General features: G+C 69.4%; 25 protein-coding genes. 3 read left to right on the forward strand and 22 right to left on the reverse strand.

Annotated features, from left to right (window positions below; genetic code table 11):
• Positions 1-64 precede the first annotated feature (64 nt).
• From AC3WL8_RS11970 to AC3WL8_RS12060, 19 genes are all read right to left on the reverse strand, one after another.
• Positions 65-2,506, reverse strand: coding sequence for an efflux RND transporter permease subunit (locus tag AC3WL8_RS11970; RefSeq protein ID WP_211979699.1), 2,442 nt, complete (start codon positions 2,504-2,506; stop codon positions 65-67).
• A gap of 38 nt (positions 2,507-2,544) precedes the next feature.
• On the reverse strand, positions 2,545-3,510 hold the full coding sequence (locus tag AC3WL8_RS11975; RefSeq protein ID WP_013952310.1) for a WD40/YVTN/BNR-like repeat-containing protein: 966 nt from the start codon (positions 3,508-3,510) through the stop codon (positions 2,545-2,547).
• Positions 3,511-3,581: 71 nt separating this feature from the next.
• The gene (locus tag AC3WL8_RS11980) at positions 3,582-4,784 is read right to left on the reverse strand and encodes an acetyl-CoA C-acyltransferase (RefSeq protein WP_492378309.1); all 1,203 of its coding nucleotides are present in this window, start codon (positions 4,782-4,784) and stop codon (positions 3,582-3,584) included.
• A 13-nt stretch (positions 4,785-4,797) separates the two neighbouring features.
• Positions 4,798-5,253: a MaoC family dehydratase gene (locus AC3WL8_RS11985; RefSeq protein WP_010813969.1), complete on the reverse strand. Its 456-nt coding sequence runs from the start codon at positions 5,251-5,253 to the stop codon at positions 4,798-4,800.
• A gap of 40 nt (positions 5,254-5,293) precedes the next feature.
• Positions 5,294-6,097: an SDR family oxidoreductase gene (locus tag AC3WL8_RS11990; RefSeq protein WP_013952308.1), complete on the reverse strand. Its 804-nt coding sequence runs from the start codon at positions 6,095-6,097 to the stop codon at positions 5,294-5,296.
• Complete coding sequence (locus AC3WL8_RS11995) at positions 6,094-7,296, reverse strand: acyl-CoA dehydrogenase family protein (protein ID WP_492378310.1); 1,203 nt, start codon at positions 7,294-7,296, stop codon at positions 6,094-6,096. Before AC3WL8_RS11995 ends, AC3WL8_RS11990 begins: the two co-directional genes overlap by 4 nt.
• Positions 7,293-8,456: an acyl-CoA dehydrogenase family protein gene (locus AC3WL8_RS12000; protein WP_211979697.1), complete on the reverse strand. Its 1,164-nt coding sequence runs from the start codon at positions 8,454-8,456 to the stop codon at positions 7,293-7,295. The genes AC3WL8_RS11995 and AC3WL8_RS12000 overlap by 4 nt, the downstream gene beginning before the upstream one ends.
• 11 nt (positions 8,457-8,467) lie before the next feature.
• Positions 8,468-9,343 (reverse strand): SDR family oxidoreductase, encoded by an 876-nt coding sequence (locus AC3WL8_RS12005; protein ID WP_013952305.1) that lies wholly within the window; start codon positions 9,341-9,343, stop codon positions 8,468-8,470.
• Positions 9,344-9,353: 10 nt separating this feature from the next.
• Positions 9,354-10,505, reverse strand: a complete 1,152-nt coding sequence (locus AC3WL8_RS12010) for an acetyl-CoA C-acetyltransferase (protein WP_153953828.1) — start codon at positions 10,503-10,505, stop codon at positions 9,354-9,356.
• Between the two features lie 20 nt (positions 10,506-10,525).
• Positions 10,526-11,593: an acyl-CoA dehydrogenase family protein gene (locus tag AC3WL8_RS12015; protein ID WP_153953829.1), complete on the reverse strand. Its 1,068-nt coding sequence runs from the start codon at positions 11,591-11,593 to the stop codon at positions 10,526-10,528.
• A gap of 21 nt (positions 11,594-11,614) precedes the next feature.
• Positions 11,615-12,781, reverse strand: a complete 1,167-nt coding sequence (locus AC3WL8_RS12020) for an acyl-CoA dehydrogenase family protein (RefSeq protein WP_013952302.1) — start codon at positions 12,779-12,781, stop codon at positions 11,615-11,617.
• The gene (locus AC3WL8_RS12025; protein WP_013952301.1) at positions 12,771-13,562 is read right to left on the reverse strand and encodes an enoyl-CoA hydratase family protein; all 792 of its coding nucleotides are present in this window, start codon (positions 13,560-13,562) and stop codon (positions 12,771-12,773) included. Before AC3WL8_RS12025 ends, AC3WL8_RS12020 begins: the two co-directional genes overlap by 11 nt.
• A gap of 19 nt (positions 13,563-13,581) precedes the next feature.
• Complete coding sequence (locus tag AC3WL8_RS12030; protein WP_013952300.1) at positions 13,582-14,664, reverse strand: NAD(P)H-dependent flavin oxidoreductase; 1,083 nt, start codon at positions 14,662-14,664, stop codon at positions 13,582-13,584.
• Entirely contained in the window at positions 14,661-15,551 is an 891-nt protein-coding gene (locus AC3WL8_RS12035) for an enoyl-CoA hydratase (protein WP_013952299.1), read from the reverse strand. Before AC3WL8_RS12035 ends, AC3WL8_RS12030 begins: the two co-directional genes overlap by 4 nt.
• Positions 15,552-15,558: 7 nt before the next feature.
• The gene (locus tag AC3WL8_RS12040; RefSeq protein ID WP_013952298.1) at positions 15,559-16,359 is read right to left on the reverse strand and encodes a CoA-transferase subunit beta; all 801 of its coding nucleotides are present in this window, start codon (positions 16,357-16,359) and stop codon (positions 15,559-15,561) included.
• A gap of 23 nt (positions 16,360-16,382) precedes the next feature.
• Complete coding sequence (locus tag AC3WL8_RS12045; RefSeq protein WP_013952297.1) at positions 16,383-17,273, reverse strand: CoA transferase subunit A; 891 nt, start codon at positions 17,271-17,273, stop codon at positions 16,383-16,385.
• A 7-nt stretch (positions 17,274-17,280) separates the two neighbouring features.
• A complete protein-coding gene (locus AC3WL8_RS12050; protein ID WP_013952296.1) occupies positions 17,281-18,177 on the reverse strand; it encodes a VOC family protein in 897 nt (298 codons plus the stop codon).
• 105 nt (positions 18,178-18,282) lie between these two features.
• Positions 18,283-18,999, reverse strand: coding sequence for an EthD domain-containing protein (locus AC3WL8_RS12055; RefSeq protein WP_013952295.1), 717 nt, complete (start codon positions 18,997-18,999; stop codon positions 18,283-18,285).
• 256 nt (positions 19,000-19,255) lie between these two features.
• Positions 19,256-20,443, reverse strand: a complete 1,188-nt coding sequence (locus AC3WL8_RS12060; protein WP_013952294.1) for a helix-turn-helix transcriptional regulator — start codon at positions 20,441-20,443, stop codon at positions 19,256-19,258.
• A gap of 232 nt (positions 20,444-20,675) precedes the next feature.
• Between AC3WL8_RS12060 and AC3WL8_RS12065 the strand changes: the two genes are divergently transcribed.
• Positions 20,676-21,506 carry an SDR family NAD(P)-dependent oxidoreductase gene (locus tag AC3WL8_RS12065; protein ID WP_492378311.1) on the forward strand — a complete coding sequence of 277 codons (831 nt, stop codon included), beginning with the start codon at positions 20,676-20,678 and terminating at the stop codon, positions 21,504-21,506.
• 43 nt (positions 21,507-21,549) lie between these two features.
• Positions 21,550-22,449, forward strand: a complete 900-nt coding sequence (locus AC3WL8_RS12070; protein WP_013952292.1) for an NAD-dependent epimerase/dehydratase family protein — start codon at positions 21,550-21,552, stop codon at positions 22,447-22,449.
• Between the two features lie 45 nt (positions 22,450-22,494).
• Here AC3WL8_RS12070 and AC3WL8_RS12075 read toward each other — a convergent pair whose 3' ends face one another.
• The 3 genes from AC3WL8_RS12075 to AC3WL8_RS12085 are packed head-to-tail and all read right to left on the reverse strand — an operon-like array spanning position 22,495 to position 24,549.
• Positions 22,495-23,253: an SDR family oxidoreductase gene (locus tag AC3WL8_RS12075; RefSeq protein ID WP_153953835.1), complete on the reverse strand. Its 759-nt coding sequence runs from the start codon at positions 23,251-23,253 to the stop codon at positions 22,495-22,497.
• 25 nt (positions 23,254-23,278) lie between these two features.
• Positions 23,279-24,133 (reverse strand): SDR family NAD(P)-dependent oxidoreductase, encoded by an 855-nt coding sequence (locus AC3WL8_RS12080; protein WP_371827368.1) that lies wholly within the window; start codon positions 24,131-24,133, stop codon positions 23,279-23,281.
• A complete protein-coding gene (locus AC3WL8_RS12085) occupies positions 24,130-24,549 on the reverse strand; it encodes a nuclear transport factor 2 family protein (protein ID WP_013952288.1) in 420 nt (139 codons plus the stop codon). Before AC3WL8_RS12085 ends, AC3WL8_RS12080 begins: the two co-directional genes overlap by 4 nt.
• Before the next feature lie 208 nt (positions 24,550-24,757).
• On the opposite strand from AC3WL8_RS12085, the gene AC3WL8_RS12090 reads away from it, so the two are divergent.
• Positions 24,758-25,624 carry an SDR family NAD(P)-dependent oxidoreductase gene (locus AC3WL8_RS12090; protein WP_211979694.1) on the forward strand — a complete coding sequence of 289 codons (867 nt, stop codon included), beginning with the start codon at positions 24,758-24,760 and terminating at the stop codon, positions 25,622-25,624.
• Positions 25,625-25,641 lie beyond the last annotated feature (17 nt).

A 25,641-nucleotide genomic window follows, 5' to 3' on the forward strand; every position in this document is an offset into this window, starting at 1 on the left:
GGCGTGAATGCCGCCGCCGCGGAAGCCTGGTTATCGTGCATGTTGTTTCTCCGGGACATCGGCCCTATACCACGTCGGATTTCAAGGCGTGCGCCGGCGGCACCGTCTCGCCGCGCGCGGCGCCACCGGCACCACCGGCGGCCACGCGTGCACGCTCTTCTTCCTCCACCCCCAGCCACGCAGCCAGCGCCGGCAGCAACGATACCGCACCGAACAGGTTCACCAGGAACATGAAGGCCAGCAGGATCCCCATGTCGGCCTGGAACTTGAGCGCGGCAAAGGCCCAGGTGCCCACGCCGATGCACATCGTCAGCGCCGTGAACAGCGCCGCCGAACCGCGCTGGCGCATGGCCTCGGCAAAGGCCTGCGGCAAGGCCTGTCCTTCCTCGCGGATCTGGTGCTGGATGCGCTCATACAGGTAGATGCCGTAGTCCACGCCAACGCCCACGCCCAGTGTGATGACCGGCAGCGTCGACACCTTCAGCCCGATGCCAAGCCGCGCCATCAGCGCATTGCACAGCACCGACACCAGCGTCAGCGGCACGATGATGCACAGCACCGCGCGCCACGAGCGGAACGTCAGCAGGCACAGCAGCGTGATCGCGCCGAAGATCGACAGCAGCATGGTCACTTCGGCTTCCTCCACGGCCTCATTGGTGGCCGCCATCACGCCGATATTGCCCCCGGCCAGGCGGAACGCCACCTTGGGGGTCTTGTCGGCGGCGGTGAAGCGGCGGATCTCGCGGATGATGTGGGCGATGGTGGCGCCCTCATGGTTGGCCGTGTAGATCAGCACCTGGATGGCCTGGCAGTTCGAGGTATTCATGCCGTTGTCCGGGTCGAAGGCCTTGGCGCCCTGGCTCAGGCCCTCGCTGCTGCGCGGCAGCGCCTCCCAGCGCGGGTTGCCCTCGTTGTAGGCGCCGATCACCACCTTGGCCAGCGATGACACGCTCACTACCGACTGCACGCCGGACACGCCGCGCATATGCATCTCGAAGCGTTCCACCGCACTCATCACCGGGTAGTGCAGGCAGCCGTCGTCGAAGCCGGTGGGCTCCACCACCACGGTCAGTGCATCCGAGCCGATGTTGTACTGGCTCACGATGCTGGCGCTATCGCGGTTGTAGCGCGAATCCGCGCGCAGTTCCGGTGCGCCGCTGCCGACATCGCCGATCTTCAGGCCGCGTGAATCGATGGCGCCGGCCGCCAGCAGCGCGAGCGCGGCCACGAACACCCCCAGCGCCGGTCCCGGGCGCGCCAGCGCGCCGAACTTCTGCCACAGCCCGCCGGTTCCCTGCGCGCGCCGGGCCTGCGCCGATGCCAGCGCCGACGGCTCCAGCTGCGTGTACGACAGCAGGATCGGCAGGAACACCTTGTTGGTCACGATCATCAGCAGCACACCCAGGCAGGCCGTGATGCCAAGCTCGCGCACGATGTCGATCTCAATGCGCATGATGACCATGAACCCGAGCGCGTTGGTCAGCAGCGCGACCGTGCCGGGGATGAACAGTTTGCGGAAGGCCGCGCTGGCGCTGTCCAGCGCACCATGCCCCTGCACCACTTCCTGCTTCCAGGCATTGGTCATCTGCACCGCGTGCGAGACCCCGATCGAGAAGATCAGGAACGGCACCAGGATCGACATTGGGTCGATGCCGTAGCCCAGCAGCGGCAGCAGGCCCAGCAGCCAGGCCACGGGCAGCAGCGCCACCACCAGCGACAGCAGCGTGATGCGCAGCGAGCGCGTGTACAGCCACAGCAGCAGCGCAGTCACGGCGAAGGCCAGCGCGAAGAAGCCCATCACGCCGGCGATGCCCTCTTCCACATCGCCCACCAGCTTGGCAAAGCCGACGATATTGACCTCGACGTCGGTGCCGCTGAATTCCCCGCGGATCTTCTCCAGCTGGCGTGCGACCGAACCGTAGTCGATGGTCTTGCCGGTGGCCGGATCGGTCTCACGCAGCTCCGCGCGAATCAGCGCGGACCTCAGGTCGTTGCTGACGAGGCGGCCGATCTGGCCGGAGCGCGCCACGTTGCGGCGCACCTTATCGAGCTCGGCCGGCGTGCCGGAGAAGCGCCCCGGAACCACCACGTCGCCGCGAAAGCCCGCCTCCGTCACCTCGGTGTAGCGTACATTGGGCGTGAACAGCGAGAACACGCGCGACCGGTCCACGCCGGGAATGAAGAACACGTCATCGGTGGCGCGGCGCAGCTTGTCCATGAAGGCCGCGTTATAGATGTCGCCGTCGCCCTTCCAGCGCAGGCTCAGCAGCACCGTATTGGCACCGGAGAAGGTGCTCGCGTACTTGGTAAACACCTGCATGTACCGGTGCTGCAGCGGGATCATCTTGTTGAAGCCGGGATCGAGCCGCAGCCGCGTGGCCGAGACGCCCAGCGCCACGGTCACGGCCAGGCACAGCACCAGCAGCAGGCGGCGCCGGTGCATCAGCAGGCTGGCACAGGCATCGACAAGGCGGCCCAGGCGGCCGGAGGAATGGGGGCGGGTCATGATCGTTCTCGCATTCGGTTAGCCAGGGTCAGGCAGGGTCAGCGGGGGTTGGCGGCGAGCGTGGCGCCGGCAAGGCCGCCATTGCCGCCCAGCGCCAGCGTGTCCTTGCCGGCAGGGGCCAGCGCGGCCAGGGTCTGCGGGCTGCCGGCGGGCAAGGCGGTGAACTGGCGCCCGCCGTCGGCGGACATCACCAGCGTGCCACCCTGCCCGGCCAGCACGATGCGGCCATCGGGCAGCTCGACGCCGCCGAAGAACGAGGTCTTGAGGCCAGTGTCCGCGGCCTGCCAGGTGGCGCCGAAGTCCTCGCTGCGCAAGGCGTTGCCGCGCATGCCGAAAGCCAGCCAGGCGCCGTCGCGCAGCGGCTGCACGCCGTACAGCGAACCCTCGTAGGGGGACTTCACCACCTCCCAGCGGCTGCCGCCGTCGGGCGAGCGCAGCACCAGGCCGGCTTCGCCGACCAGCATCAGGCGTCCCTGCCCATCGCCGGCAATGCCGTTGAGGTGGCGGTCTTGCATGGCCTTGTCTGCGGCCGCCTCCCAGTGCCTGCCCTGGTCGCGCGAGACCAGGAAGCGGCCAAAGCTGCCGACCGCGAACCACGGGCCGCCCGCCTGCGCCCAGGCGCCCAGCAGCGGATCGGACGAGCGCGCGTCGAAGGCCACCTGCTGCCAGTGGGCACCGCCGTCTTCGGTGCGCAGGATCCAGCCGCTGTGCCCGACCGCCATGCCGTGGCGGCTGTCGGCAAAGACCACCTGGGTCAGCGCGGCGCCTTGCGGATGATCCACGACGGCCGTGCGCCAGTTGCGGCCCTGGTCGTCGCTGAACAGGATCTGGCCGCGCTCGCCCACCGCCACCAGGCGCTCGCCGGCGCGCGCGATGCCGTTGACCTGCAGGCCGTCCGGGCGCAGCGTCGTAGCCGCGAACGGCGGCAGCGGGCGCGGCGCGAAGGCCCATACCGCGGTGGCCAGCACGGCCAGCGACATGGCGACGCCGATCAGTCGTTTCATGATGTCTCCTCCGGTTGGAGTGATGGCAGGCGGCCTCGTTGCGGGCCGGTCCCTGCAGGGGCTGCTTGTGATTACAGGATGTCGAACAGCGCGGCGGCGCCCATGCCGCCGCCGATGCACATGGTCACCACCGCCTGCTGCACGCCGCGGCGCCGGCCTTCAATCAGCGCGTGCGCGGTCATGCGCGCACCCGACATGCCGAACGGATGGCCGATCGAGATCGCGCCGCCGTTGACGTTCAGCCGCGCATCCGGGATGCCCAGCTTCTGCTGGCAGTACAGCACCTGGCAGGCAAAGGCCTCGTTCAGCTCCCACAGGCCCACATCCGCCACCGTCATGTCATGGCGCTCGAGCAACCTGGGCACGGCGAACACCGGGCCAATCCCCATCTCGTCCGGCGCGCAGCCCGCCACCGCCATGCCGCGGTAGCGTCCCAGCGGGCGCAGGCCGCGGCGGCGGGCCTCGTCGGCGCTCATCAGCAGCACCGCGGCGGCGCCGTCCGACAGTTGCGAAGCATTGCCGGCGGTGATGTGCTCGCCGGCGGCCACAGCCTGTCCGCCGCTCCAGACCGGCTTCAGCGCCTCCAGGCTGCTGGCCGTGGTATCGGGCCGGTTGCACTCGTCGTGCGCAAGCCGCACGGTCTCGTGGCCGGTCAGCGTGCCGGCCTTGTCGAACAGCGCGCGGCGCGTTTCCAGCGGCACGATCTCGTCGTCGAAGGCACCGCGCCGCTGTGCCTCGGCGGTGCGCTGCTGGCTGCGCCAGGCGTAGGCATCCTGCTCGGCGCGGCTGATGCCGTAGCGGCGTGCCACCACCTCGGCGGTCTCGATCATTGCCATATAGGCTGCCGGCTGCCGCGCCAGCACCGCTTCGGACTGGGCGCGGTAGCTGTTCTTGTGCTTGGTCTGCGTCAGCGAGATGGATTCCGCGCCGCCGGCCACGATGATGTCGGCCTCGCCGCACTGGATCGCGCGGGCGCCCACCGCGATCGTCATCAGGCCCGAGCCGCACATGCGGTCCATGGTCATGCCGGGCACGCTGTCCGGCAGGCCGGCCGCCACCGCGCACAGGCGGCCCAGGTTGTAGCCCTGGGTGCCCTGCTGCGCGGCCGCGCCGATCAGCACATCTTCCACCTCGGACGGATCCACGCCGGCGCGCTCCACCACCGCGCGCACCACGTGGCCGCCCAGCACCGGGGCCTCGGTGTCGTTGAAGGCACCGCGGAAGGCCTTGCCGATCGGTGTGCGCGCGACGGCGACAATGACTGCTTCTTTCATTCTGGATTCCTGTTCAGAAGTAATAGCGGCTGATGGTCTCGGCCACGCAGGCCGGCTTGTCCCCGCCTTCGATTTCCACGGTCATGCGCACCACCGACTGCACGCCGCCCTGCAAGGTCTCGGCCCGCACCAGCTCGCCCACGCCGCGCACGCGCGCGCCCACGCGCACCGGCGCCGGGAAGCGCACCTTGTCGCAGCCGTAGTTGACGCCCCACTTCATGCCTTCGACCGTGACCAGTTCCGGCAGGAACTGGTTGACCAGCGCCAGCGTCAGGTAGCCGTGCGCGATGCAGGCGCCGTATGGGCCCTGCGCGGCGCGCTCAGGGTCCACGTGCAGCCACTGGTGGTCGCCGGTGGCATTGGCGAACTGGTTGACCTGTTCCTGGGTGATCTGGGTCCAGGCGCTTTCGCCGAGGCGCTGGCCGACGGCGGCGTGGATGTCTTCGGCAGAACGGAAGATTCTTGGCATGTCTGGTTCCTGCGTTGTTCCCGGTCCCAACTGTTTCCCTTCAAGCCCGCTGGCTGCTCACCGGCAGCACCTCGCCCGTCATGTACGAGGCATAGTCGCTGGCCAGGAACACCATCACATTGGCCACCTCCCACACCTCGGCCGCGCGCCCGAAGGCTTCGCGCTCGCTGAGCTGGCGCAGCAGGTCGGCCGGCGCCGACTTCTTCAGGAAGTCATGCAGCGCGATGCTGGGCGCCACCGCATTGATGCGCACGCCAAATTCGGCGGCCTCCATCGCGCTGCAGCGCGTCAGCGCCATCACCCCGGCCTTGGCCGCGGCGTAGTGCGACTGCTCCTTCTGCGCACGCCAGCCCAGCACCGAGGCGTTGTTGACGATGGCGCCGCGCCGGCGCGCCTGCATGTGCGGCAACATCGCGCGCGTCATGCGGAAGGTGCCCGTGAGGGAAATATCGATCACGCGCGACCACTCGGCATCGTCCATATCAACTAGGCGGCGCGAGCCGCCCAGGCCGGCGTTGTTGATCAGTACGTCGGTTCCGCCCAAAACTTCTTCGGCGGCGGCCACAAGTGCGCGCACCTGCGCTTCATCCGACACATCGCAAAGCTGGCCATGGATCGCCTGCAGGCCGGTTTCCGCGCGCAGGCGCCCGACCGCTTCGTCCAGCCGCTTCTGGTGAACATCGGAGATCATCAGCGCGCGGCAGCCCTCCTCCGCGCAGCGGCGCGCGGCGGCAAAGCCGATGCCGGCGCCCGCCGCCGCGGTGATGAGCACGCTCTTGCCGGCGAGCAGCTGATGGCCCGGCACATAGGCTGGGGCGCTGGGGATTTCGGTGTTCAGGGTCATGGCTGTCCTCGTGCTTCGCGCGGCATGCCGAGGCCGCGTTCGGCGATGATGTTGAGCTGGATTTCGTTGGTGCCGGCGTAGATGGTGTCGGCGCGCGAGAACAGCGCCATCTGCTGCAGCCGCGTGCGGCGCGTGTCGCCGGCGTCCAGCACATTGGCCAGCGGGCCCAGCACGTCCAGCGCCAGCTGGCCCAGGTCGCGGTGCCAGTTGGACCAGTAGTACTTGTAGATCAGCGCCTCGCGCTGCAGCGCGGTGCCACCGTCCTGGCCTGCCTGCGCCGCGCCTGCCAGCATGCGCAGCGCATTGGCGCGCATCACGCGCAGGCCGGCCCAGGCGCGCGCAATGCGCTGGCGCACCAGCGCGTCGCGGCTGCTGCCGTTGTCGCGCGCGGTCTGCGCCACCCATTCCAGTTCATGCGTGAACTGCATCTGCTGGCCCAGCGTGGAGATGCCGCGCTCGAAGCCCAGCAGCGCCATGGCGATGCGCCAGCCATCGCCGGGCGCGCCCAGCACATCGGCGGCGGCGGCACGCGCGCCGTCGAAGAACACCTCATTGAATTCGGCGCCACCGCCCATCTGGCGGATCGGCCGGATCTCGATGCCGGGCTGGTCCAGCGGCAGCATCAGGAAGATCAGGCCCTTGCTGCCGCGCGAGCGGGGCTCGCAGCGCGCCAGCACGAAGATCCAGTCCGAATCGTGCGCGAGCGAGGTCCACACCTTCTGGCCGCTCACCAGCCAGTCGCCACTGGCCGCATCGCGCTCCGCCCGCGTGCGCACATTGGCCAGGTCCGAGCCCGCCCCAGGCTCCGAATACCCCTGGCACCAGAACGCGGTGCCATTCAGGATGCCGGGCAGCAGGCGCGCCTTCTGGTCCTCGGTGCCGAAGGCGACCAGGGTCGGGCCGATCAGCCCCTCGCCGATATGGCCCATGCGCCCCGGCCCCGCCGCCCGCGCATATTCCTCATGAAAGATCACCTGCTGCATGACCGGCAGCTCGCGCCCGCCATGCGCGCGCGGCCAGCCCAGGCCGGTCCAGCCGCCTTCGGCCAGCCGGCGCTCCCATGCCTTGCGCAGTTCGGGATAGGCCTCTTCGTCGCCGGGGCCGCCGCGGTTCTTCAGGCAGGCGAACTCGCCGGCCAGGTTGGCGGCCATCCACTGCGCGACTTCGGCGCGAAATGCCGCCTCGTGATTCGCTGTCATGCTGTCCTCCAGGCGTGCGGGCCATTTGCTGCGAGATACGCCAGCGCCGCGCCGGCACCGCCCAGCCAGTGGCTGGCGGCCTGCGCGCGCTTGAAATAGAGCTGGGGGTCGTACTCCCAGGTGAAGCCGACACCGCCATGCAACTGGATGGCCTCCTGCGCGCAGAAGCGCAGGGCATCGTCGGCGGCCACGGATGCGGCGGCGATGTCGAGGCGGATGCCGGTACCATCGGCCACATCGCTCGTTTCCCACGCCTGCGCCGCGCCATACACTGCCGAGCGCGCTGCCTCGACCAGCACCATCATCTGCGCGCAGCGGTGCTTGACCGCCTGGAATGAAGCGATGGTGCGGCCGAACTGGATCCGTTCCGAGGCATAGGCCACGGTCAGGTCCAGGCATTGCTGGGCCGCGCCAAGCTGCTCCGCCGCCAGCATCAGCTTGCCGTGCCACCAGGCATGGGCCAGGCCGGAGGCCGCCGCGTCCGCGCGCGCCAGGCAAGCGCTGGCGGGCACCGGCAGCCCGTCCAGCCGCAGCGCGGCCAGCGGCCGCGTGCGGTCCAGCGTATCGAGCGGCGCCAGCATGAATCGCGCATCCTGTGCCAGTGCTGTCGGTTCCAGCAGGAACAGCGCAGGCACGCCGTCTTCGAGTCGGGCCGGCACCAGCAGCCAGTCAGCGCCGACGGCATCGGCCACCTGGGCAGCGCAGCCACGCAGCACGAAGCCATCCGTGCTTGCCTGCGCGCCAATCACGGCGCCGTCATACTGCCAGCGGCCATCGTCCGGCAGCACCGCGGCGGCACGAAGCTCGCCACAGGCCAGCCGTTCCAGCCACTGCGCGCTGCCACGCGGGCCCAGGCTGGCCTGCAGCCAGGGGGCGGCCACGCACACGGCGGACCAGAACGGCACGCAGGCCAGGCGCTGGCCCAGTTGTTCCTGCAGCAGCACCAGCCCGGGCGCGCCCAGGCCGGCGCCGCCCACGGCTTCGGGCAGTGCGATGCCGCACCAGCCGAGTTCGCCCGCGACCGCTTGCCACAGGGCCTCGTCGTGCGCCGGGCCTACCTCGGTCACGCGCCGCACCGCCTCCGAATCGCTGTGCGCGGCGAGGTAGTCGCGCGCGCTGTCGCGGACCATCTGCTGTTCGACGCTAAGGGAGAAGTCCATGGCCGTCGCGCTCAGCTGCCGTAGACCGGCTGGGGCGGCTGCGCCTGCGCCAGCAGTTCCGCCACGGCTGCGCCCAGTTCGGCCGGCTGCCAGCGCGATCCCTTGTCGGTCTTAGGTCCGCTGCGCCAGCCGTCGGCCACCGAGACCATGCCACCGGCCGCCTCGAACATGCGCCCGTTGACCTGCGCGGACGCGGCGCTGCCCAGCCACACCACCAGCGGCGCGACGTTGGCCGGGTCATAGTAGTCAAAGCCGGCGGCCGGCGCCCGCATCATGTCGGCGAACACGTCTTCGGTCATGCCGGTGCGCGCCGCCGGCGCCAGGGCATTGGCGGTGATGCCATAGCGGCCCAGCTCGGCGGCCTGCACCAGCGTGAGCGCGGCAATGCCGGCCTTGGCGGCGGCGTAGTTCGACTGTCCGACCGAACCCTGCAGGCCTGCGCCGGAGCTGGTGTTGATGATGCGCGCATCGACGGCGCGGCCGGCCTTGGCGGCATCGCGCCACCGTTTGGCGAGCAGGTTGGCCAGGCAGAAGTGGCCGCGCAGGTGCACGCGCATGACGTCGTCCCAGTCCGCTTCGGTCAGGCTGACAAACATGCGGTCGCGGCAGATGCCGGCGTTGTTGACCAGCACATGCACCTCGCCGAAGGCCTCGACCGCGGCATCGACGATGCGCTGCGCGATGGCCAGTTGCGTGATGTCGTCAGCGCTGGCCAGTGCGCTGCCGCCGGCCGCGCGGATCTCCGCGCAAACGGCCTCGGCCGCCTCGAGCCGGATGTCGTTGACGACCACATTGGCGCCCTCGGCGGCGAAGGCCAGCGCATAGGCACGGCCCAGCCCGCCGCCGGCGCCGGTGATGATGACGGTGCGTGCGTCGCAGATTCCCATGGCGGTCTCCTTACAAGCGTTCGATGATGGTGACGTTGGCCAGGCCACCGCCTTCGCACATGGTCTGCAGGCCGTAGCGCCCGCCGGTTCGTTCCAGCTCATGCAGCAGCGTGGTCATCAGGCGCGCGCCGGTGGCGCCCAGCGGGTGGCCCAGTGCGATGGCGCCGCCGTTGGGGTTGGTGCGCTCGGCCGCGTAGCCGGTCTCGGCCAGCCATGCCATCGCCACCGAGGCGAACGCTTCATTGATCTCGACCACGTCGATATCGGCCAGGCGCAGGCCGCTGCGCTCCAGTGCGCGTTTGGTCGCAGGGATAGGCGCGGTCAGCATCCACAGCGGGTCATCTCCCAGCACGCTCATATGCGCGATGCGCGCGCGCGGTTTGAGCTGGTAGCGCTTGAGCGCGTCTTCCGAGACGATCAGCAGCGCGGCGGCGGCATCGGCGGTCTGGCTGGACACGGCCGCGGTCAGCGAACTGCCGGGCATCAGCGGTTCCAGCGCAGCCATCCTGGCCAGCGTGGTATCGGGGCGCGGGGTCTCGTCATGCTTCACGCCTTCGCACGGCACGATCTCGCGCCCAAAGCGGCCGCCTTCGATGGCCGCAGCGGCGCGCCGGTGGCTTTCCAGCGCGTAGACTTCCATGGCCTCGCGCGACAACTTCCAGTGATCGGCAATGCGCTGCGCGGCATGGAATTGCGACACCGGCGCATCGCCAAAGCGTGCCTGCCAGCCCTTGCTGCCCGAGAACGGGTCGGCAAAACCCAGCGCCTGCCCCGCCAGCATGGCCGACGAGATCGGGATCTGGGTCATGGTCTGCACGCCGCCGGCAATGACCACGTCCTGCGTGCCGCTCATCACCGCCTGCGCGGCAAAGTGCACGGCCTGCTGCGAGGAGCCGCACTGCCGGTCCACGGTCACGCCCGGCACCGTCAGCGGCAGGCCGGCAGCCAGCCACGCGCTGCGGGCAATATTGCCGGCCAGCGGGCCGATGGTGTCGACGCAGCCGAACACCACGTCGTCATAGTCCTCGGCGGGAATGCCGTTGCGGCGCACCAGCTCGGCCAGCACGAAGCCGCCCAGGTCGGCGCCGTGCATGTGCGACAGTCCGCCCTTGCGGCGCCCGGTGGGCGTGCGCAGGGCATCAACGATATAGGCGTCTTTCATGGTCTTTGCTCTCTTTGGATTCAGGCGAAGGTGGCGCCAGCGCCGATGTCATGCGCGCCGTCAAGGATGTGCGCGCCAATGCGCGCCTTGTGGAAGGCACGGTCGCCCCAGCTTCCCGCCAGGGCCCAGGCCCGCTTGGTGAAGATCTGCAGGTCCAGCTCCCAGGTGTAGCCCATTGCGCCATGCACCTGGATGGCCTGGCGCGCCGCGCTCCAGGCGCAGCGCGCGGCGGCCACGCGGGCGTGCGAGACATGCAGGCCCGCATCGGGCAGGCCATGCGCCAGCGCCGCGGCGGCGCGCAGCAGCACCGGCCGGGCGAATTCAAGCTGGATCGCCACGTCGGCCAGCAGGTGCTTGACCGCCTGGTAGGCGCCGATGGCCTTGCCGAACTGCTTGCGTTGCGCGCTGTAGTCGATCGCCAGGTCCAGCATGCGCTGGGTCAGGCCCAGCTGCTGCGCGGCCACGCCGAGCGCGCCGCGGTTCAGCGCGCTGTCCCACAGGCCACTGCCGGACGAAATCAGCCCGGTATCCGCGGCCGGCGTCCAGGCCAGCTCGAACAGACGGCGCGAAGGATCGAGCCCGGTGCGCGCCGTCAGCACGGCCTGGTCGGGCCGCAGCAGGTGCACGGCACCTTCGTGCGCGCACAGGATGGCGTCGGCCACATGGGCGTCAGCGACCAGCCGCTCTTGCGGATGCGCCACCGCCACGCGGGCATCGCCGGCGGCGATGCGCTCCAGCAGCGTGGCGCAGCGCTCGCGCGCCGAGGCGTTCGGCGCCGCCGCAAGCGCGTCACGCAGCAGCCCCGCCGCCACCAGCGCAGTGTCGAGCAAAGGCTCGGGCAGCGCAAAGTAGCCGCAGGCCTGCGCCAGCGGCGCCCATTCGACGTCCCCCAGCCCCAGTCCGCCCTGCTCCTGCGGCACCATCACCGCGGTCAGGCCCTGGTTGGCAAGCTGGCGCCACAGCGCGTCGGAGCGGCCGGACTCGGTGGCCCACAGCTCGCGCGTCAGCTCGGGCGTCATCTCGGTCATCAGGAAGCGCCGGATCGCCTCGGCAAACTGTTCTTGTTCTTCGGTCAATGCGAAATCCATGGTGTTTTCCCCGGGGTGCCGTCATGCGCGCGGCATGCCGAGCAGGCGCTCGGCGACGATGTTGCGCTGGATCTCGTTGGTGCCGGCATAGATCGGGCCGGCCTGCGAGAACAGGAAGCCGTCCAGCCAGTGGCCGAGCGAACCCGGCGGCTGGCCGTCGGGCGCGACCTCTGCCGCCTGCCCCAGGATGGCCAGCGCGGTATCGTGCATATGGATGTCCAGCTCGGACCAGAACACCTTGTTCGTGCTCGACTCCGCGCCGATATGGCCGCCGCGCACCAGGCGGCTCGCGGTGGCGTAGGTGGACAGCGTGTAGGCCTCGGCGTCCATCCAGGCGCGCAGCACTGCCTCGCGCAGCGAGGGGTCGCGGTCCGCCGCCTCGCGGTTGGCCTGGTACAGCCTGACCAGCGCGCGTGCGGTTTCCTGGAAGCGCGCCGGCGAGCGCAGCATCAGGCCGCGCTCGAAGCCGGCGGTGGCCATGGCCACCTGCCAGCCGGCGCCTTCGGCGGCCAGGCGGTTTTCCACCGGCACGCGCACGTCGTCGAAGAAGATCTCGGCAAAGCCGGTCTGGCCGTTGAGCTGGCGGATCGGGCGCACGGTGATGCCGGGCGTGTCCAGCGGCATCAGGATGAAGGTCAGGCCATGGTGTCGCGTCGAGGCCGGGTCGGTGCGGAACAGGCCGAACAGCCAGTCCGCCCACACCGCCCGCGTCGACCAGATCTTCTGGCCGTTGATCACATAGTCATCGCCCTGCCGGATCGCGCTGCAGCGGATCGCGGCCATGTCCGAGCCTGCGTTCGGCTCGGACCAGCCCTGCGCCCAGACATGCTCGCCCGAGGCCATGCGCGGCAGGAAGCGCGCCTTCTGCGCCTCGGTGCCGAATTCCATCAGCGTGGGCCCGAGCAGGAAGATGCCGTTCTGGTTGACGCGCATCGGCGCGCCGGCACGCCAGTACTCTTCCTCGAAGATCAGCCACTCGATCAGGTCGCAGCCGCGCCCGCCCAGTTCGGCCGGCCACGTGACCATGCTCCAGCGGCCCTGGTTGAGCGTGGCTTCCCAGGCGCGGTGCTGGGCGAAGCCCGCTTCGGTATCGAAGCTCGCCAGCGGCGTGCGCGGCACGTGCGCGGCCATCCAGTCGCGCACCTCGGCGCGGAAGGCGCGCTGGGCGTCGGTGTATTCAAGCTGCATCGCGCTCCCCCTGCGCAAAGCGGGCTTCGCGGCCTTCGACGAAGGCGGCACGCGCCTCGCCGGAATCGGCGCTCATATAGGCCTGCAGCGTGAAACCCTGTTCCCAGCGGTACTTGTCCTCCAGGTTGCCGTCTTCCACGCCATTGAGCGCTTCCTTGGCCAGCTGCAGCATGGCCGGGCTCTTGGCGGCGATCTGGCGGGCCAGCGTCATGGCGGCGTCGCGCAACTCGCTGCGCGGCACCACGCGCTCGACCGCGCCCAGCCGGTACGCCTCGGCGGCATCGATCATCTCGCCCGTGAAGTACATCGCCCTGACCTTCTGCACGCCGAACATGCGCTGCAGGTGGGCGCCGCCACCCATGGCACCGCGGTCGATCTCCGGCACGCCAAAGCGCGCGCAATCCGCGGCCACGATGATGTCGGCCGCGCCGCAGATGCCGATGCCGCCGCCCAGCACGAAGCCGTGCACGGCCACGATGACCGGCTTGGGATTGCGGTGCACGGCGCGGAAGGTGGCGTAGTTGCCGGCGTTGACATCGACGATGCGCTGCGGGTGCGCGGCCAGCTCCTTGATGTCGACGCCGGCGCAGAAGCCGCGGCCTTCGCCGCGCAGCACGATCACGCGCACGGCGGGATCGGTGCCGAGTTGGTCGATCGCGGCGGCCAGCGCATGCCAGCCGGCGCTGTCGAGCGCATTGACGGGCGCATGGTCGATCACCAGTTCGGCGATGCCGTCGGCGGTGTCGATGCGGAACGGCCCGGTCTTTTTGTTCGTTTGCATGGTTTCCTCTGTCTGTGGGTCAGGCCGCTGCAGCCAGTGCGGCGCCAGCCAGCGCCGCAAGGCGCGCCTGCGCCTGCGCGGCCATGCCGGCCACGATCTGCTCGCAGGATTCGATGGCCCGGATCGCCGCGGCTGCCTGGCCGCTGGGCAGCACGCCTTCATCGGGGCATCCCTCCACCATGGCGCGCTGGATCAGCACCGGCGCGTTGGCGGCCATCAGGGTCTGGGCGGCGCTGTAGTCCTGCTCGCGCATCGCGCGCCAGGCGGTGGCCAGCATCTGCGCGCTGCGCATGCCGGTACGCGCCTGCCATTTGCGCGCGGCCGCCAGCGCCAGCCAGGTGCGCCGCAGCGGACCGGCCTTCTCCAGCGCCAGCAGCAGGTCGTTGTCGATCATTCGCTGCGGCAGGCCGTCAATGGCCAGCGATACGCGGATGCTGGCCGGGTCGCGCACCTTGACGTAGCGCTCCAGCGTTGGCGCCGGCACCGGCGATTCGGCCGACATCAGGAAGCGCGTGCCCATGGCCACGCCGGCCGCGCCGTAGGCCAGTGCCGCAGCCAGTCCGCGGCCGTCGAAGAAGCCGCCGGCGGCCACCACCGGCACGCTCACGCTGTCCAGCACCTGCGGCAGCAGCAGCGTCGTCGGCGTGCCGCCGGTATGGCCGCCGCCCTCGCCGCCCTGCACGGTGACCACGTCCGCGCCCAGTGCCACGGCCTTGGCCGCATGCTTGGCCGCGCCGACGGTCGGCATGCAGACCACCCCAGCCGCCTTGAGCTTGCCGATCATCTTCGCGTCCGGGCCGCGCCCGTAGCTGACGGCGCGCAAGCGATGGCGGATCGCCATCTCGATCACTTCATCCGCGTTGGGCTGGAACATGTGGAAGTTGATGCCGAAGGGCCGGTCGCTGAGCGCCTTCACGCGCAGGATCTCGCGCTCGACTTCGCCGGGCGGAATGGTGGCGCCGGCCAGGAAGCCGAAGGCCCCGGCATTGCCGCTGGCCGCCACCAGCTTCGCATCCGCCACCCAGCCCATCGCCGTCTGCACGATGGGGTAGCGGCAGCCCAGCAGGTCGCACAGCACGGTGTGCAGGCTCGCGGTGCTCATGCCTTGTCCTCGCCGCCGGTGCGTTGCGAAGCGGCCATGGCGCGCGCGTCATAGCCGCCGAGCTTGTCGCCGCTGACCAGTTCATTGTGCGCATGGGCGAAGTGGTGCCAGGCAAAGACGGCATCCATCGCGGTGCGCTTGCCCTGCAGGTCTTCCACATGGTTGACCGCCTGCTTGGTCAGCGTCAGGCCCAGCCGCGGCATCTGCGCGACCTTGGCGGCCATGCCGTAGACGGTGTCTTCCAGCGCGTCACGCGGCACCACGCGGTTGACCATGCCCATGCGCTCGGCGCGTTCGGCGCCCATGCGCTCGCCCAGGAACAGGAACTCCTTGGCGATGCGCGGATGCAGCTCGTAGGGATGCGCGAAGTATTCCACGCCGGGAATGCCCATGCGCACCACCGGATCGGCAAAGAAGGCATCGTCCGACGCCACGATCAGGTCGCACACCCACGCCAGCATCAACCCGCCGGCAATGCAGGCGCCATGCACCATGGCGATGGTCGGCTTGGGCAGTTCGCGCCAGCGCCGGCACATGCCCAGGTAGACCTCCTGCTCGCGGGCATAGAGGAACTCGCCGCCCGGCTTGTTGACATGGTCATACCAGAGCGAGGCACGCTCGAACGACACATTGATGTCGCGTCCCGGCGTGCCGATGTCGTGCCCGGCCGAAAAATGCTTGCCGGCCCCGCGCAGCACGATCACCTTGACCGCGTCGTCCGCGGCGGCGCGCCGGTAGGCCTCGTCCAGCGCGTAGGTCATCTTGGAGTTCTGCGCGTTGTGGAACTGCGGCCGGTTCATGGTCACGGTGGCAATGCCGTCCGCGACCTGGTAGAGCACCTCGGCATTGGGGCCAAGACTGATGGCTTCGAAAGCTGGCGTTGTCATGTCGGCCTCACACGCGTCCGGAAGGATTGCCGCGCACGATTGCCGCGCGCAGGTTGTGCGGATCAAGCTGGGCGATCAGCCGCAGCTCTTCCGGTGTCGGCGGCGCCGTCTCCGGCAGGGCCTCGCCGGGTGTATTCGCCAGCGCAAAGCCCGTGGCCGCCTGCACCTGGTCAAAGCTCGCGCCCGGGTGCAGCGAGCGCACGCGGATGGCATGGTCAGCCCCCCCGAAATCCATCACGCACAGGTCGGTGACGATCACGCGCAGGTCAACGAAGCTGCGCATGCCCTCCAACTGGCGGGCCGGGTTGTAGCCGGCACTGCAGACCATGTCGACTTCACCGGCGACGAACGCGCGCGTGCCGTGGGCCGGCACGAAGAAGGAATTGGCGTGGTGGATGCTGTTGCCGGGAAAGCCGCGTGCGCCCAGCAGCTGGGTCTTGGGCTGCGCATGCGTGCCGCCCAAGCAGGAAATATTGGTTTGGCCGAAGCGGTCGATCTGCGTCGGCATCACCAGCGCGTGGCGCCGCCCGCCCCACAGGCAGTCGAACACGCGCGAGTAGCCCATCCAGCCGCTGGCGCGCACCTTGTAGCCCGGCTCGCGCGGGCCCAGCGGCACCGGCGTTTCCACCAGGTAGGCCTCGCCGTCGGTCAGCAGCAGGCCCGGATTGTGCGCAAGCCGCGCCAGGCCGGCGGCGATGCGCGGGCCGGTGCCGATGCCGGTGGCCAGCACCTCGCCGTCGTCGCGCCATTCGCGGGCGGCGGCGGCAATCATCAGCTCGGCGCGGGTGAATTCATAAGTGGCGCTCACGGTCGCTCCTTGGGTTGGCGGGTTCAAAGTACCGGCAGCGGCAGGTCGTGCACATGGCCAAGGCCGCCGATGCGCTCCAGGTAGGCCGCTTCGCTCGCGCCCACCACCTCGTCGCGGTAGGCGCGGAAGCCGTCCTCGGCCTCGGCGCTGGCGCAGTACGCCTTCAGCGCGGGCAGGTCCCAGCCGTAGGCCGGCGCACAGGAAGTGGGATGGGCGCCGCCGGGCACGTGCACCACGCCGCTTACCAGCGAGCGCTCGAAGGCGTTGTTGCGCGCGCGCGCCAGGTCTTCATCCTCAAGGCGCGGGTGCAGCGTTTCGCAGCTCACATAGCAGCGGTGCGCGGCGCGTGCGAACCATTCATCGAAGAACGGATCGGGCCCGTCGATGCGGGTGTTGCCGAGCACATCGCTGTCGTTCACGTGCAACAGCGCGGCATCGAGCTTGATTGCCGGCATCGCCACCAGCACTTCGCCGTCGGCATAGGGCGAGCGCACCGTCTTCAGCTGGGGGTTCATGTCCAGCACGTCGGTGCCCAGCGCGGCGCGCGTCGGCAGGAACGGCAGGCGCGCGGCCGCCGCGCGCAGGCCCAACTGCAGCATGCCTTCATCCAGCTCCGTCACTTCCAGCACGCCGCGCTCGCGCGCCTGGCGGAAGTAGGGCTCGAGCGGAATCACGTCGAGCGAGACGAAGCCGAACACCAGCCGGCGCACCTTGCCGGCCGCGCACAGCATGCCCACCTCGGGGCCGCCGTAGGCGACCACGCTCAGGTCCTTCAGCGGCGAGCGCAGGATCTCGCGCACCAGCGCCATCGGCTTGCGGCGCGGGCCCCAGCCGCCGATGCCGATGGTCATGCCATCGGCGAGCCGGCCGACCACGTCGGCCGCGCTCATGGTCTTGTCGATTGTCTTGGTCATGGTGTGTTTAGCGGTATCCGATGCTGAAGTCGTGTCCCCACAGGCTGACGCGCGTGGCCTCGTAGGCCGCGTGGTGGCTCCAGTCCACCACCAGGCCGCCGTGGCCGAATTCGAGGTCGAAGCCGCCGGGGGTCTTCATGTAGAAGGAAGTCATGCGGTCATTGCAGTGCTGGCCCAGCGTGGCCGAGAGCGTCACGCCGTGCTGCTGCACGCGGTCCAGCGCGCGGCCCACCTCGGCCATGTCGGGGACCTCGGCCATCACGTGGATGCAGCCGGATTCCGACGGCATCTCGAAGATCGCCAGACTGTGGTGGCGGGCGTTGCCGCAATGCAGGAAGTGGATGCGCTTTTCCGGTTCGGCCGGGTCGTTGGTAAAGCGCACGCGGAAGATGTCGGACAGGCCGAAACCCATCACCTCGCACAGGAAGGCATAGGTCTCGTCGAAGGCCGGCGCGGGCAGGACCGCATGGCCCGCCCCCATCGGGTCCGTGATGAAGCGCGGCACGCCCAGCGGCGAGACAAAGCGCAGGAAGTCCGAGCGCATGCCCCAGGAGATCTCATGGCGGTTGCCCGAGGGATCGGAAAACCAGGCCATGGCCTGCACGCGGCGCTGTGCCAGTTCCGCGGCGCTGGCGTGCACGACCTCCACCTTGGCCTGGCGCAGCGTGTCGAGCGCATGGCGGTAGGCCGACTCGTCGGCCAGCTCCCAGCCCGATGCCAGGTAGCGGTCACGCGCGCCCGGCACCACCAGGTAGCGGTAGTCGCGCTCGTCCATCTTCACGTACAGCGCACCGCCGGGGGCGCCGGAACAGGCCATGCCCAGCACCTGTTCGGCATAGTGCCGCCATTGCCCCAGGTCGGTGGACTCGACCACGATGTAGCCTAGCGCACGGATATCCAACATGCCGGTCTCCTCAGGTTCGTTGCCACTGTTGGCTGATGGGACCATTCTTCCGTGCGCTGCGGCCCGGCACATCGTCCAGTGGGACTAGCCGGTCCGGCGCGGGCGTCAGGCCGCCGCCGGGCGCACGAGGTACTGGCTGGTGGGAATCACGTCGATCTTGTCGAAGTCGATGAAGCGCTGGCAGCTTTCCATCATGGCCTGCAGGTTGCGCTGGAACTTGCCTTCGTCGCCGGCCGCGTCGAAGAACGCCTGCGGGTCGGTCATCGCCGCATCGGGGAAGCCCTCTTCGACAATGGCGTCGTAGTGCGGCGCGGCGTAGGTGACCGGCCGCACCACCACGTTCTGCACGTAGAGGAAGTTGTCCTGGGTCTCGACCGCCACTGGCGTGTGGTGGTTGTGCCAGATGTCCAGCCAGGCCTGCGGCGTAAGCCGGGGCGGCCGGGTAAGGAAGGCAAGCTGCGCGAAGCCGGGCGTGCGTTCGCCCGGCGCGGCCGGGAAACGTGTATTGCGGATGGGCTGGGACTCCGTCACAAGGTAGCCGGCCATGCGGCCCACGGCGGCCTCGATCGCCTGGTCGAACGGCTGCCGCAGGCAGTCGATGGCGCTGTCCATCCAGACCGAGACCAGCCCATCCATCTGCGGGCGGGTATTCGCCTGGCGCAGGCCCGCGGCCGGCAACACCGCGTCATCGGCCACGTTCACCTGCAGTCCGCGCGCGCCCAGCGCCAATAGCTTGTCCGCAAGCGTCGTGCGCAGCCGGCGCGCGAACTCCCCCGGCTCGGTCTGAGATTCGCGCCAGACGATATAGATGACTTTTTCCATGCTCCACGCTCCCTGGTACTGGTGCCGGCCGGGGCCGGACAGGTTGATGCGTGCGCAGAACAGGACCGGGCGTGGACAGCACGCGCCGCTGCGTCCGTCTGAGGTGCCGTCCGTGTGCCGCGCCCGCTTGTCGGATGCATGCTAGGGGCGCGGATGGCGGGTCTCATCCTCCATTCGGACTAGGAGGACCGATCATCGGGCCATAAGGGCATTACGCGCGTCCTGGAACACGCGTGCGTGGATCAAGCCATGGCGCTCAGCCGAGCGTCACGACGCTGCTCAGCAGCATGCGCACCAGCGTGGCCTGCCGCGTGACCCCGGTCTTGGAGAAAATCGCGCGCAGGTGGGCGCGCGCCGTGTTCTTGCTGGTGCCCAGCGCCTCGGCGGCTTCGTCAAGCGTCATGCCGTCGGCAAGCACCAGTGCCAGTGCGGTCTCGGCGGGCGTGAGGTCGAACAGCTTGCGCACCACCTCGTGCGAGGCGCGCGACTTGCGCTCGGGATCGCGGATAAAGACAGCGCAGGCCGGGCGATGCCGGTGGTCTTCCGACCATTCGCTGAGCGGAATGGTGCGGATCAGCACGCCCAGCTTGCCGCGCCCCGAGGGGCGGGTGATCGACATGGCTTCGGCCAGCGCCGGCGCGCTGCCGTGGTGCCCCATCTGGGCGCGGCGCAGCAGGTACTGGAACTTGCGGCTTTCCTGTGCGTAGGCGATCTCGAAGTTGCCGCCATTGAGGCGGATGCCGTCGTTCTCCGCCAGGATCTCATCGGCCTCCGCATTTTTCTTCAGGATTGCGCCGGCTGCGTCGAGGATGACCATGCCCACCAGCATGCGGTCGATCGCGCCCGCATAGAGGCTGCGCTCCGATTCGACCACATCCAGCCTGGAATGCAGCCGGACCGCGCGCCTCAGGTGCGGCAGGATGGTGGCGCAGGCCGCCTTGTCCACCTCGGAGAAGTCCTGCGCGTCGTGCTGGCGGCAGACGCGCAGCCGGCACTCGACCCCGTCTTCGGTGCGGATGTCCGCGCCCAGCAGGTAGCGCACGCCAAGCGGCTGCAGGAACTGCCGGTAGATCTCGCTGCGGCACCAGTTGCCGGGGCCCATCGCTTCGTCGACCGTCACGGCCCGGTCGGTAGGCAGGTTGATAAAGGGATCGATGGCGTAGTAGTAGGTGTTGTACGACGCCTCGGCCTCCAGCGAAGTGCCGTGCTGCGACGCGTGCACCGCGATGCCACTGCGGTCGCTCGCGGGCGAGCGCAGGATGAAGCTCACATAGCTGGCACCAAGTTGCTTGCGCAGCATTTCCAGCGCGCGGCCCCAGGGCACGGGTTCCATCGGCCCTTCATAGACCGCCGCCAGCAGCGCGCTGAAATGCGGCAGGCTCAGTCCGGACTGCGCAAACCAGGGCGACGCCACCCCTTGCGCCTCAACGGTCGCCATCAACATTGTCTGTCTCCTGTTTCCACACCCCATGCGTGGACTGACCGGTGCTCTGCGGCACCTGGGCAGCGCAGATTATAGGGAGGCTGCCTGCCGATGTCCGTCACGCGGCGCTCTTGTTTGCCCTGGTTCGCGCCATCTAAGTGTTTTCCCTGACCTGCAATCGGACGATGCCCATCGCGCCTGCCGCCGATCAAATGGCCGCACACCACAGTGCAACCGAAGGAGAACGACTCAGATGGATTTCACCGACAAGACCGTGCTGGTCACCGGCGGCGGCGCCGGCATCGGGCTCGCCGCCGCGCAAGCCTTCCTGGAACAGGGTGCGCGCGTGGCGCTGATCGAGATCGACGAACAGCGCGCCGAGCAGGCCCGGGAGTTGCTGAACAAGCCCGGCACGGAAATGCTGGTGGTACAGGGCGATGCCACCGATGCCGGCATCGTGCGCGAACTGGCTGCGCAGGTCGAACAGCGTTTCGGAGTGCTGGACGTGCTGGTCAACAACGTCGGCGATTTCCTGCGCATCGCCAAGCCGTTCGAGCTCTATGCCGACGACGAGATCGCCAGCCTCTACGCCGCCAACCTGGGCCACGTCTTCACCGTCACGCGCGCCATGCTGCCACTGCTGCGGCGCAGTGCTGCCGGCAGCATCGTCACGGTGTCGTCGATCGAGGCCTTCCGCGGCATTCCGTACTGCAGCGTCTACGGCGCCTTCAAGGCTGCCATCACCGGCTTCACGCAGAGCCTGGCGTTGGAGCTGGCGCCGGCGGGCATCCGCGTCAACCTGATCGCCCCCGAGACCACCGAAACGCCGCAGGTTCCGGTGTCGCAGATGGTCGCGGCGGAACACCAGCACCATATCCCGCGCTGGATTCCGCTGGGCCGCTTCGGCACGCCGCGCGACATTGCCGACGGCATCCTGTTCCTGGCCAGCCCGCGCGCGGCCTGGATCACCGGCACGGCGCTGCATGTCAATGGCGGCGCGCTGGCCGCGGCCGGCTGGTATCGCGACCCCAAGGGCGCGTGGACCAACATGCCGGTCATCGCCGGCAACGGCATGAACCTCTGATGGCCGCGCACCGCGGCCACACCACCCCACCAAGGAGACAAGCATGAAGATACTGATCGTCGGCGGCACCGGCATGATCGGGGGCCACGCGGCCCTGCACCTGCGCAGCCGCGGGCACGAGGTCACCATCGCGGGGCGCAACCGCCCCGCGGCTGGCACGGCGCTGGGCGGGCTGGACTTCCTGCGCTGCGACTACATCGCCAACGACGTGCCGGCCGCGCAGCTCGGCGCCTTCGACGCGCTGGTCTTCGCCGCCGGCAACGACGTGCGCCACGTGCCGCCTGGCGGCGACGAAGCCGCACACTGGGAACGCGCCAACATCGAGGGCGTGCCGCGTTTCCTGCGCGCGGCGCGCGCTGCCGGGATCCGGGTCGCCGTCTACGTCGGCAGCTTCTACCCGCAGGCGCAGCCGCAGCTGGCCGAGGACAACGCCTATATCCGCTCGCGCAAGCTGGCCGATGAAGGCGTGCGCGCGCTGGCCACCGATGCCTTCCGCGTGAGCAGCGTGAACGCGCCATTCGTCGTGGGCACGGTGCCGGGCCTGATGGTCCCGATGTTCAAGGCCTATACCGACTACGCCCGCGGCAACTTTGCGCCGATGCCGGATTTCGCGCCGCCCGGCGGCGTCAATTTCATCTCGGCCACTTCGCTCTCGGAAGCGATCGAAGGCGCGCTGTTGCGCGGTGAAAACGGCAAGGCTTACCTGGTAGGTGACGAGAACCTGTCGTTCCAGGATTATTTCGGCGCCTTCTTCCGCGACGCGGGCCGCCCGGTGCCGCCTGTCATCGACCAGGAGCACCCGTTGCTGCCGGACTCGGCCATCTGCTTCGGCAGGGGCAACACCCTCTACTACGAGCCGGATGCGGCCGAGACCGCCCTGCTCGGCTATCGGCGCCGCGACATCCTGCGCACGGTCGGCGAGATCGTGGCGCAGTACAGCTAGCTCGGCGCTGCGGCGGCCTGCTTGCGCCGGCCGCCGCAGCGGCTCTTACAGCCCCGAGATCAACTGCGCGTTATCGATGCGCAATTCGGCGCCATTGATAAAGCGCGACGCGTCCGAAGCCAGGAACAGGACTAGGTTGGCCACATCCTCCGGCTGGCACATGCGTGCCATCGGGTCGGTGCCGATGCCGAGCGCGGCCGGATCCAGGTCCGGCACCAGCGCCTGCGTCATCGGCGTCCAGACGCCATCGGGATGGATCGAGTTGCAGCGGATCCGGTAGCCGCTTTGCTTGCAGTGCACGGCGACGCTGCGCGTCAGCGCGGTAACGGCGCCCTTGGCGCCGCTGTATGCGCACATCATCGGCAGCCCGCCCAGCGCCGCCACCGACGACATCACCACGATGGAGCCCCCGGCGGGGTTGCCCTTCATTGCCTGCACACCGAACCTGCAGCCCAGGAAATAGCCGTCGGCATTGACGCGCATGACCTGCCGCCAGCTGTCGAGCGAGGTTTCCTCGATCGACCCGAGCGGACAGATGGCCGCATTGTTGACCAGCACGTCGAGCCGGCCGAAGCGGTCCTGTGTGGCGGCCATGGCCTTGCGCCAGTCCTCTTCGCTGGCAATGTCGTGGCGCACGAACATGGCCGCATCCCCGATCTCGCGGGCCAGTGCCTGCCCGGCCTCCTGGTTGACATCGCTGATGACCACGCGCGCGCCTTCGGCCGCCAGCAGCAGCGCGTCGGCGCGCCCTACCCCGCTGGCCGCGCCGGTGACCAGCGCAACCTTGTCCCTGACTTGATTCATTGCTTATCTCCTTGGGTTGCCGGCTTCAGCCGGCTTCGGGAATCCTGCCGGCTAGCACGGCCTGCAGCGCGGCTTCGCCATACACCGCCGCCACGGTTTCATCGAGGATGGGATTGCCGCGCAGCTCGCTGCCGCCGTCCACGGCGATGCTCTGTCCGGTCACCCAGCCCGATTCCGGCCCCGCCAGGTAGCGCACCGCGCTGGCAATGTCGTCCGGTTCGCCGGCGCGGCCCAGCGGCATCTGCGCGACGAACTTGTCGAGGATGGCCGGGTTGTCGAACATCGGTCCGGTCGCGCCGGAGCGGGTGAGCCCCGGCCGCACCGCATTGACGCGGATGCCGCATCCCGCCAGCTCCTCGGCCGCGGCGCGCACGAACGCTTCCAGCCCCGCCTTGGCGGCGCAGTATGCCGACAGCCAGCGGCAGGTCATGCGCGCCGCGTTCGACGAGATACAGACGATCGCGCCGCCACGCGGTGCCATCAGCGGCGACGCGTGGCGCACCGCCAGGAACGCGCTGGCGATGTTCAGCTCCAGCTCCGCCATCAGCGAGGCCGCGTCATGCATCAGCAGCGGACGGAAACCGCCGCCGCCAACGGTCGCGACCACGATGTCGAGGCACCGCTCCAGCTCCCAGGCCTGCTGCAGCGCGGCCTGCACGTCATCCTCGCGGCAAGCGTCGCCGACGCTGATTGCCACGGTGGCGCCGGCCACCTGCGCGCGCAGGCTGCGCCGTGCCGCCTCCAGCGCTTCGCGCCGCCGCCCCATGAGGACCACCGCCGCGCCGTCGCGCAGCAGCGCCAGCGCGCTGGCCGCGCCGATGCCGCCGGCGCCGCCGGTGACGAGGGCCGTCTTGCCTTCCAGTACACGGGTCGTCATCATGCCCCCCGCAGCGGCAGGTCCTGCGTCCAGTCCACCAACAGCTCGCGCGCGGCAATGCGCCACTGGCCGTCGCGCCGCACGAAGCGGTCCTGGTAGCGGATGCCCCAGTCCAGCTTGCGCGGCACGCAGTCCTGCTCGTACAGGTGGTTGGCCACGCAATAGGTCTCGCCGGTCGCGGTATCGCCATCGACTTCGACCAGTTGCTGGTGCACGTGATGCTGCGTGGCGCTGTACTGCCCGAGCGATGCCATGCCGTCAGCAATCGCCTGCGGTCCGTCCATGCGGAAGCCCGGCCCGCTCAGCCATGCGTCCGCCGTGAACAGCGCTGCTAGTTTCGGGAAATCGCGCCGGTCCACCGCCTGCGCATAGCGGCAGGTCAGGGCATGGATGGCTTCTTTGCACTCCAGTTCGGACATGGCCAGTCTCACTCCTTGTTGTGACCGCCAGCGCCGCGATACGCCGCGCGGGCAGTCGTTGGGATGGGGACTATCGTCGGTCTTGCCGGGCCGGGGGCCATCGTCCGCGTGGAGTATCCGGACCGGGTACCGAGTAGTCCGAACGAAGGATGTAACGACGCCGCGCCCGCCCCAAGCTTCGATGACATCAATGACACAGGAGACACACATGAAGCAGGCGGAACAGGCCATCGTCGCCGTCATCACGGGCGGCTCGCGCGGTGCCGGCAAGGGCATCGCGCTGGCGCTCGGCGCGGCAGGCGCTACGGTGTACGTGACCGGACGCACCGAGCAGGAAGGCAGCGCGCCGCTGCCCGGCACCATCCACGCCACGGCGCGCGAGATCGATGCGCTGGGCGGGCGCGGCATCGCGGTCGCGTGCGACCATCGCGACGATGCGCAGGTGGCGCGCCTGTTCGGGCGTGTGGGCGAGGAATCCGGTCGGATCGACATCCTGGTCAACAATGCGACCTTCCTGCACGACGAGCTCATCATGCCGGGGCCGTTCTGGCAGAAGCCGCTGGAGATGGCCGGCATCCTCGACGTGGGCCTGCGCTCAGGCTACGTCGCCAGCTGGCATGCCGCGCCCATCATGGCCGCGCAGGGCCGCGGGCTGATCGTGTTCACCTCGTCATTCGGCGCCAACTGCTATATGCACGGTCCGGCCTATGGGGCGCAAAAAGCGGGCATCGACAAGTTCGCGCACGACATGGCGGTCGACCTGCGGCCCTGCGGCGTCGCGGCGGTGTCGCTGTGGATGGGGCCACTGCGCACGGCCCGCACGCTGCGGGTATGGGAGAAGCATCCGGACAAGTACGCGGGCTTCGCGCCGGTGGCGGAGACGCCGGAGTTCACGGGCCGCATTATCGATGCGCTGTATCGCGATCCCGCGTTGATGGACAAATCCGGCCGCGTGCTGATCGGCGCCGAGGCGGCGCTGGCCTATGGCATCGTCGATGCCGAAGGGGTGCAGCCGCCGTCGTACCGGCAGGCACTGGGCGGGCCGCCACCGGTGCATCCGGCGATTGTGGAATAGGAATTGGGCGCGCGCGA

It is taken from the genome of Cupriavidus sp. FW305-F7 (genome assembly GCF_058782875.1).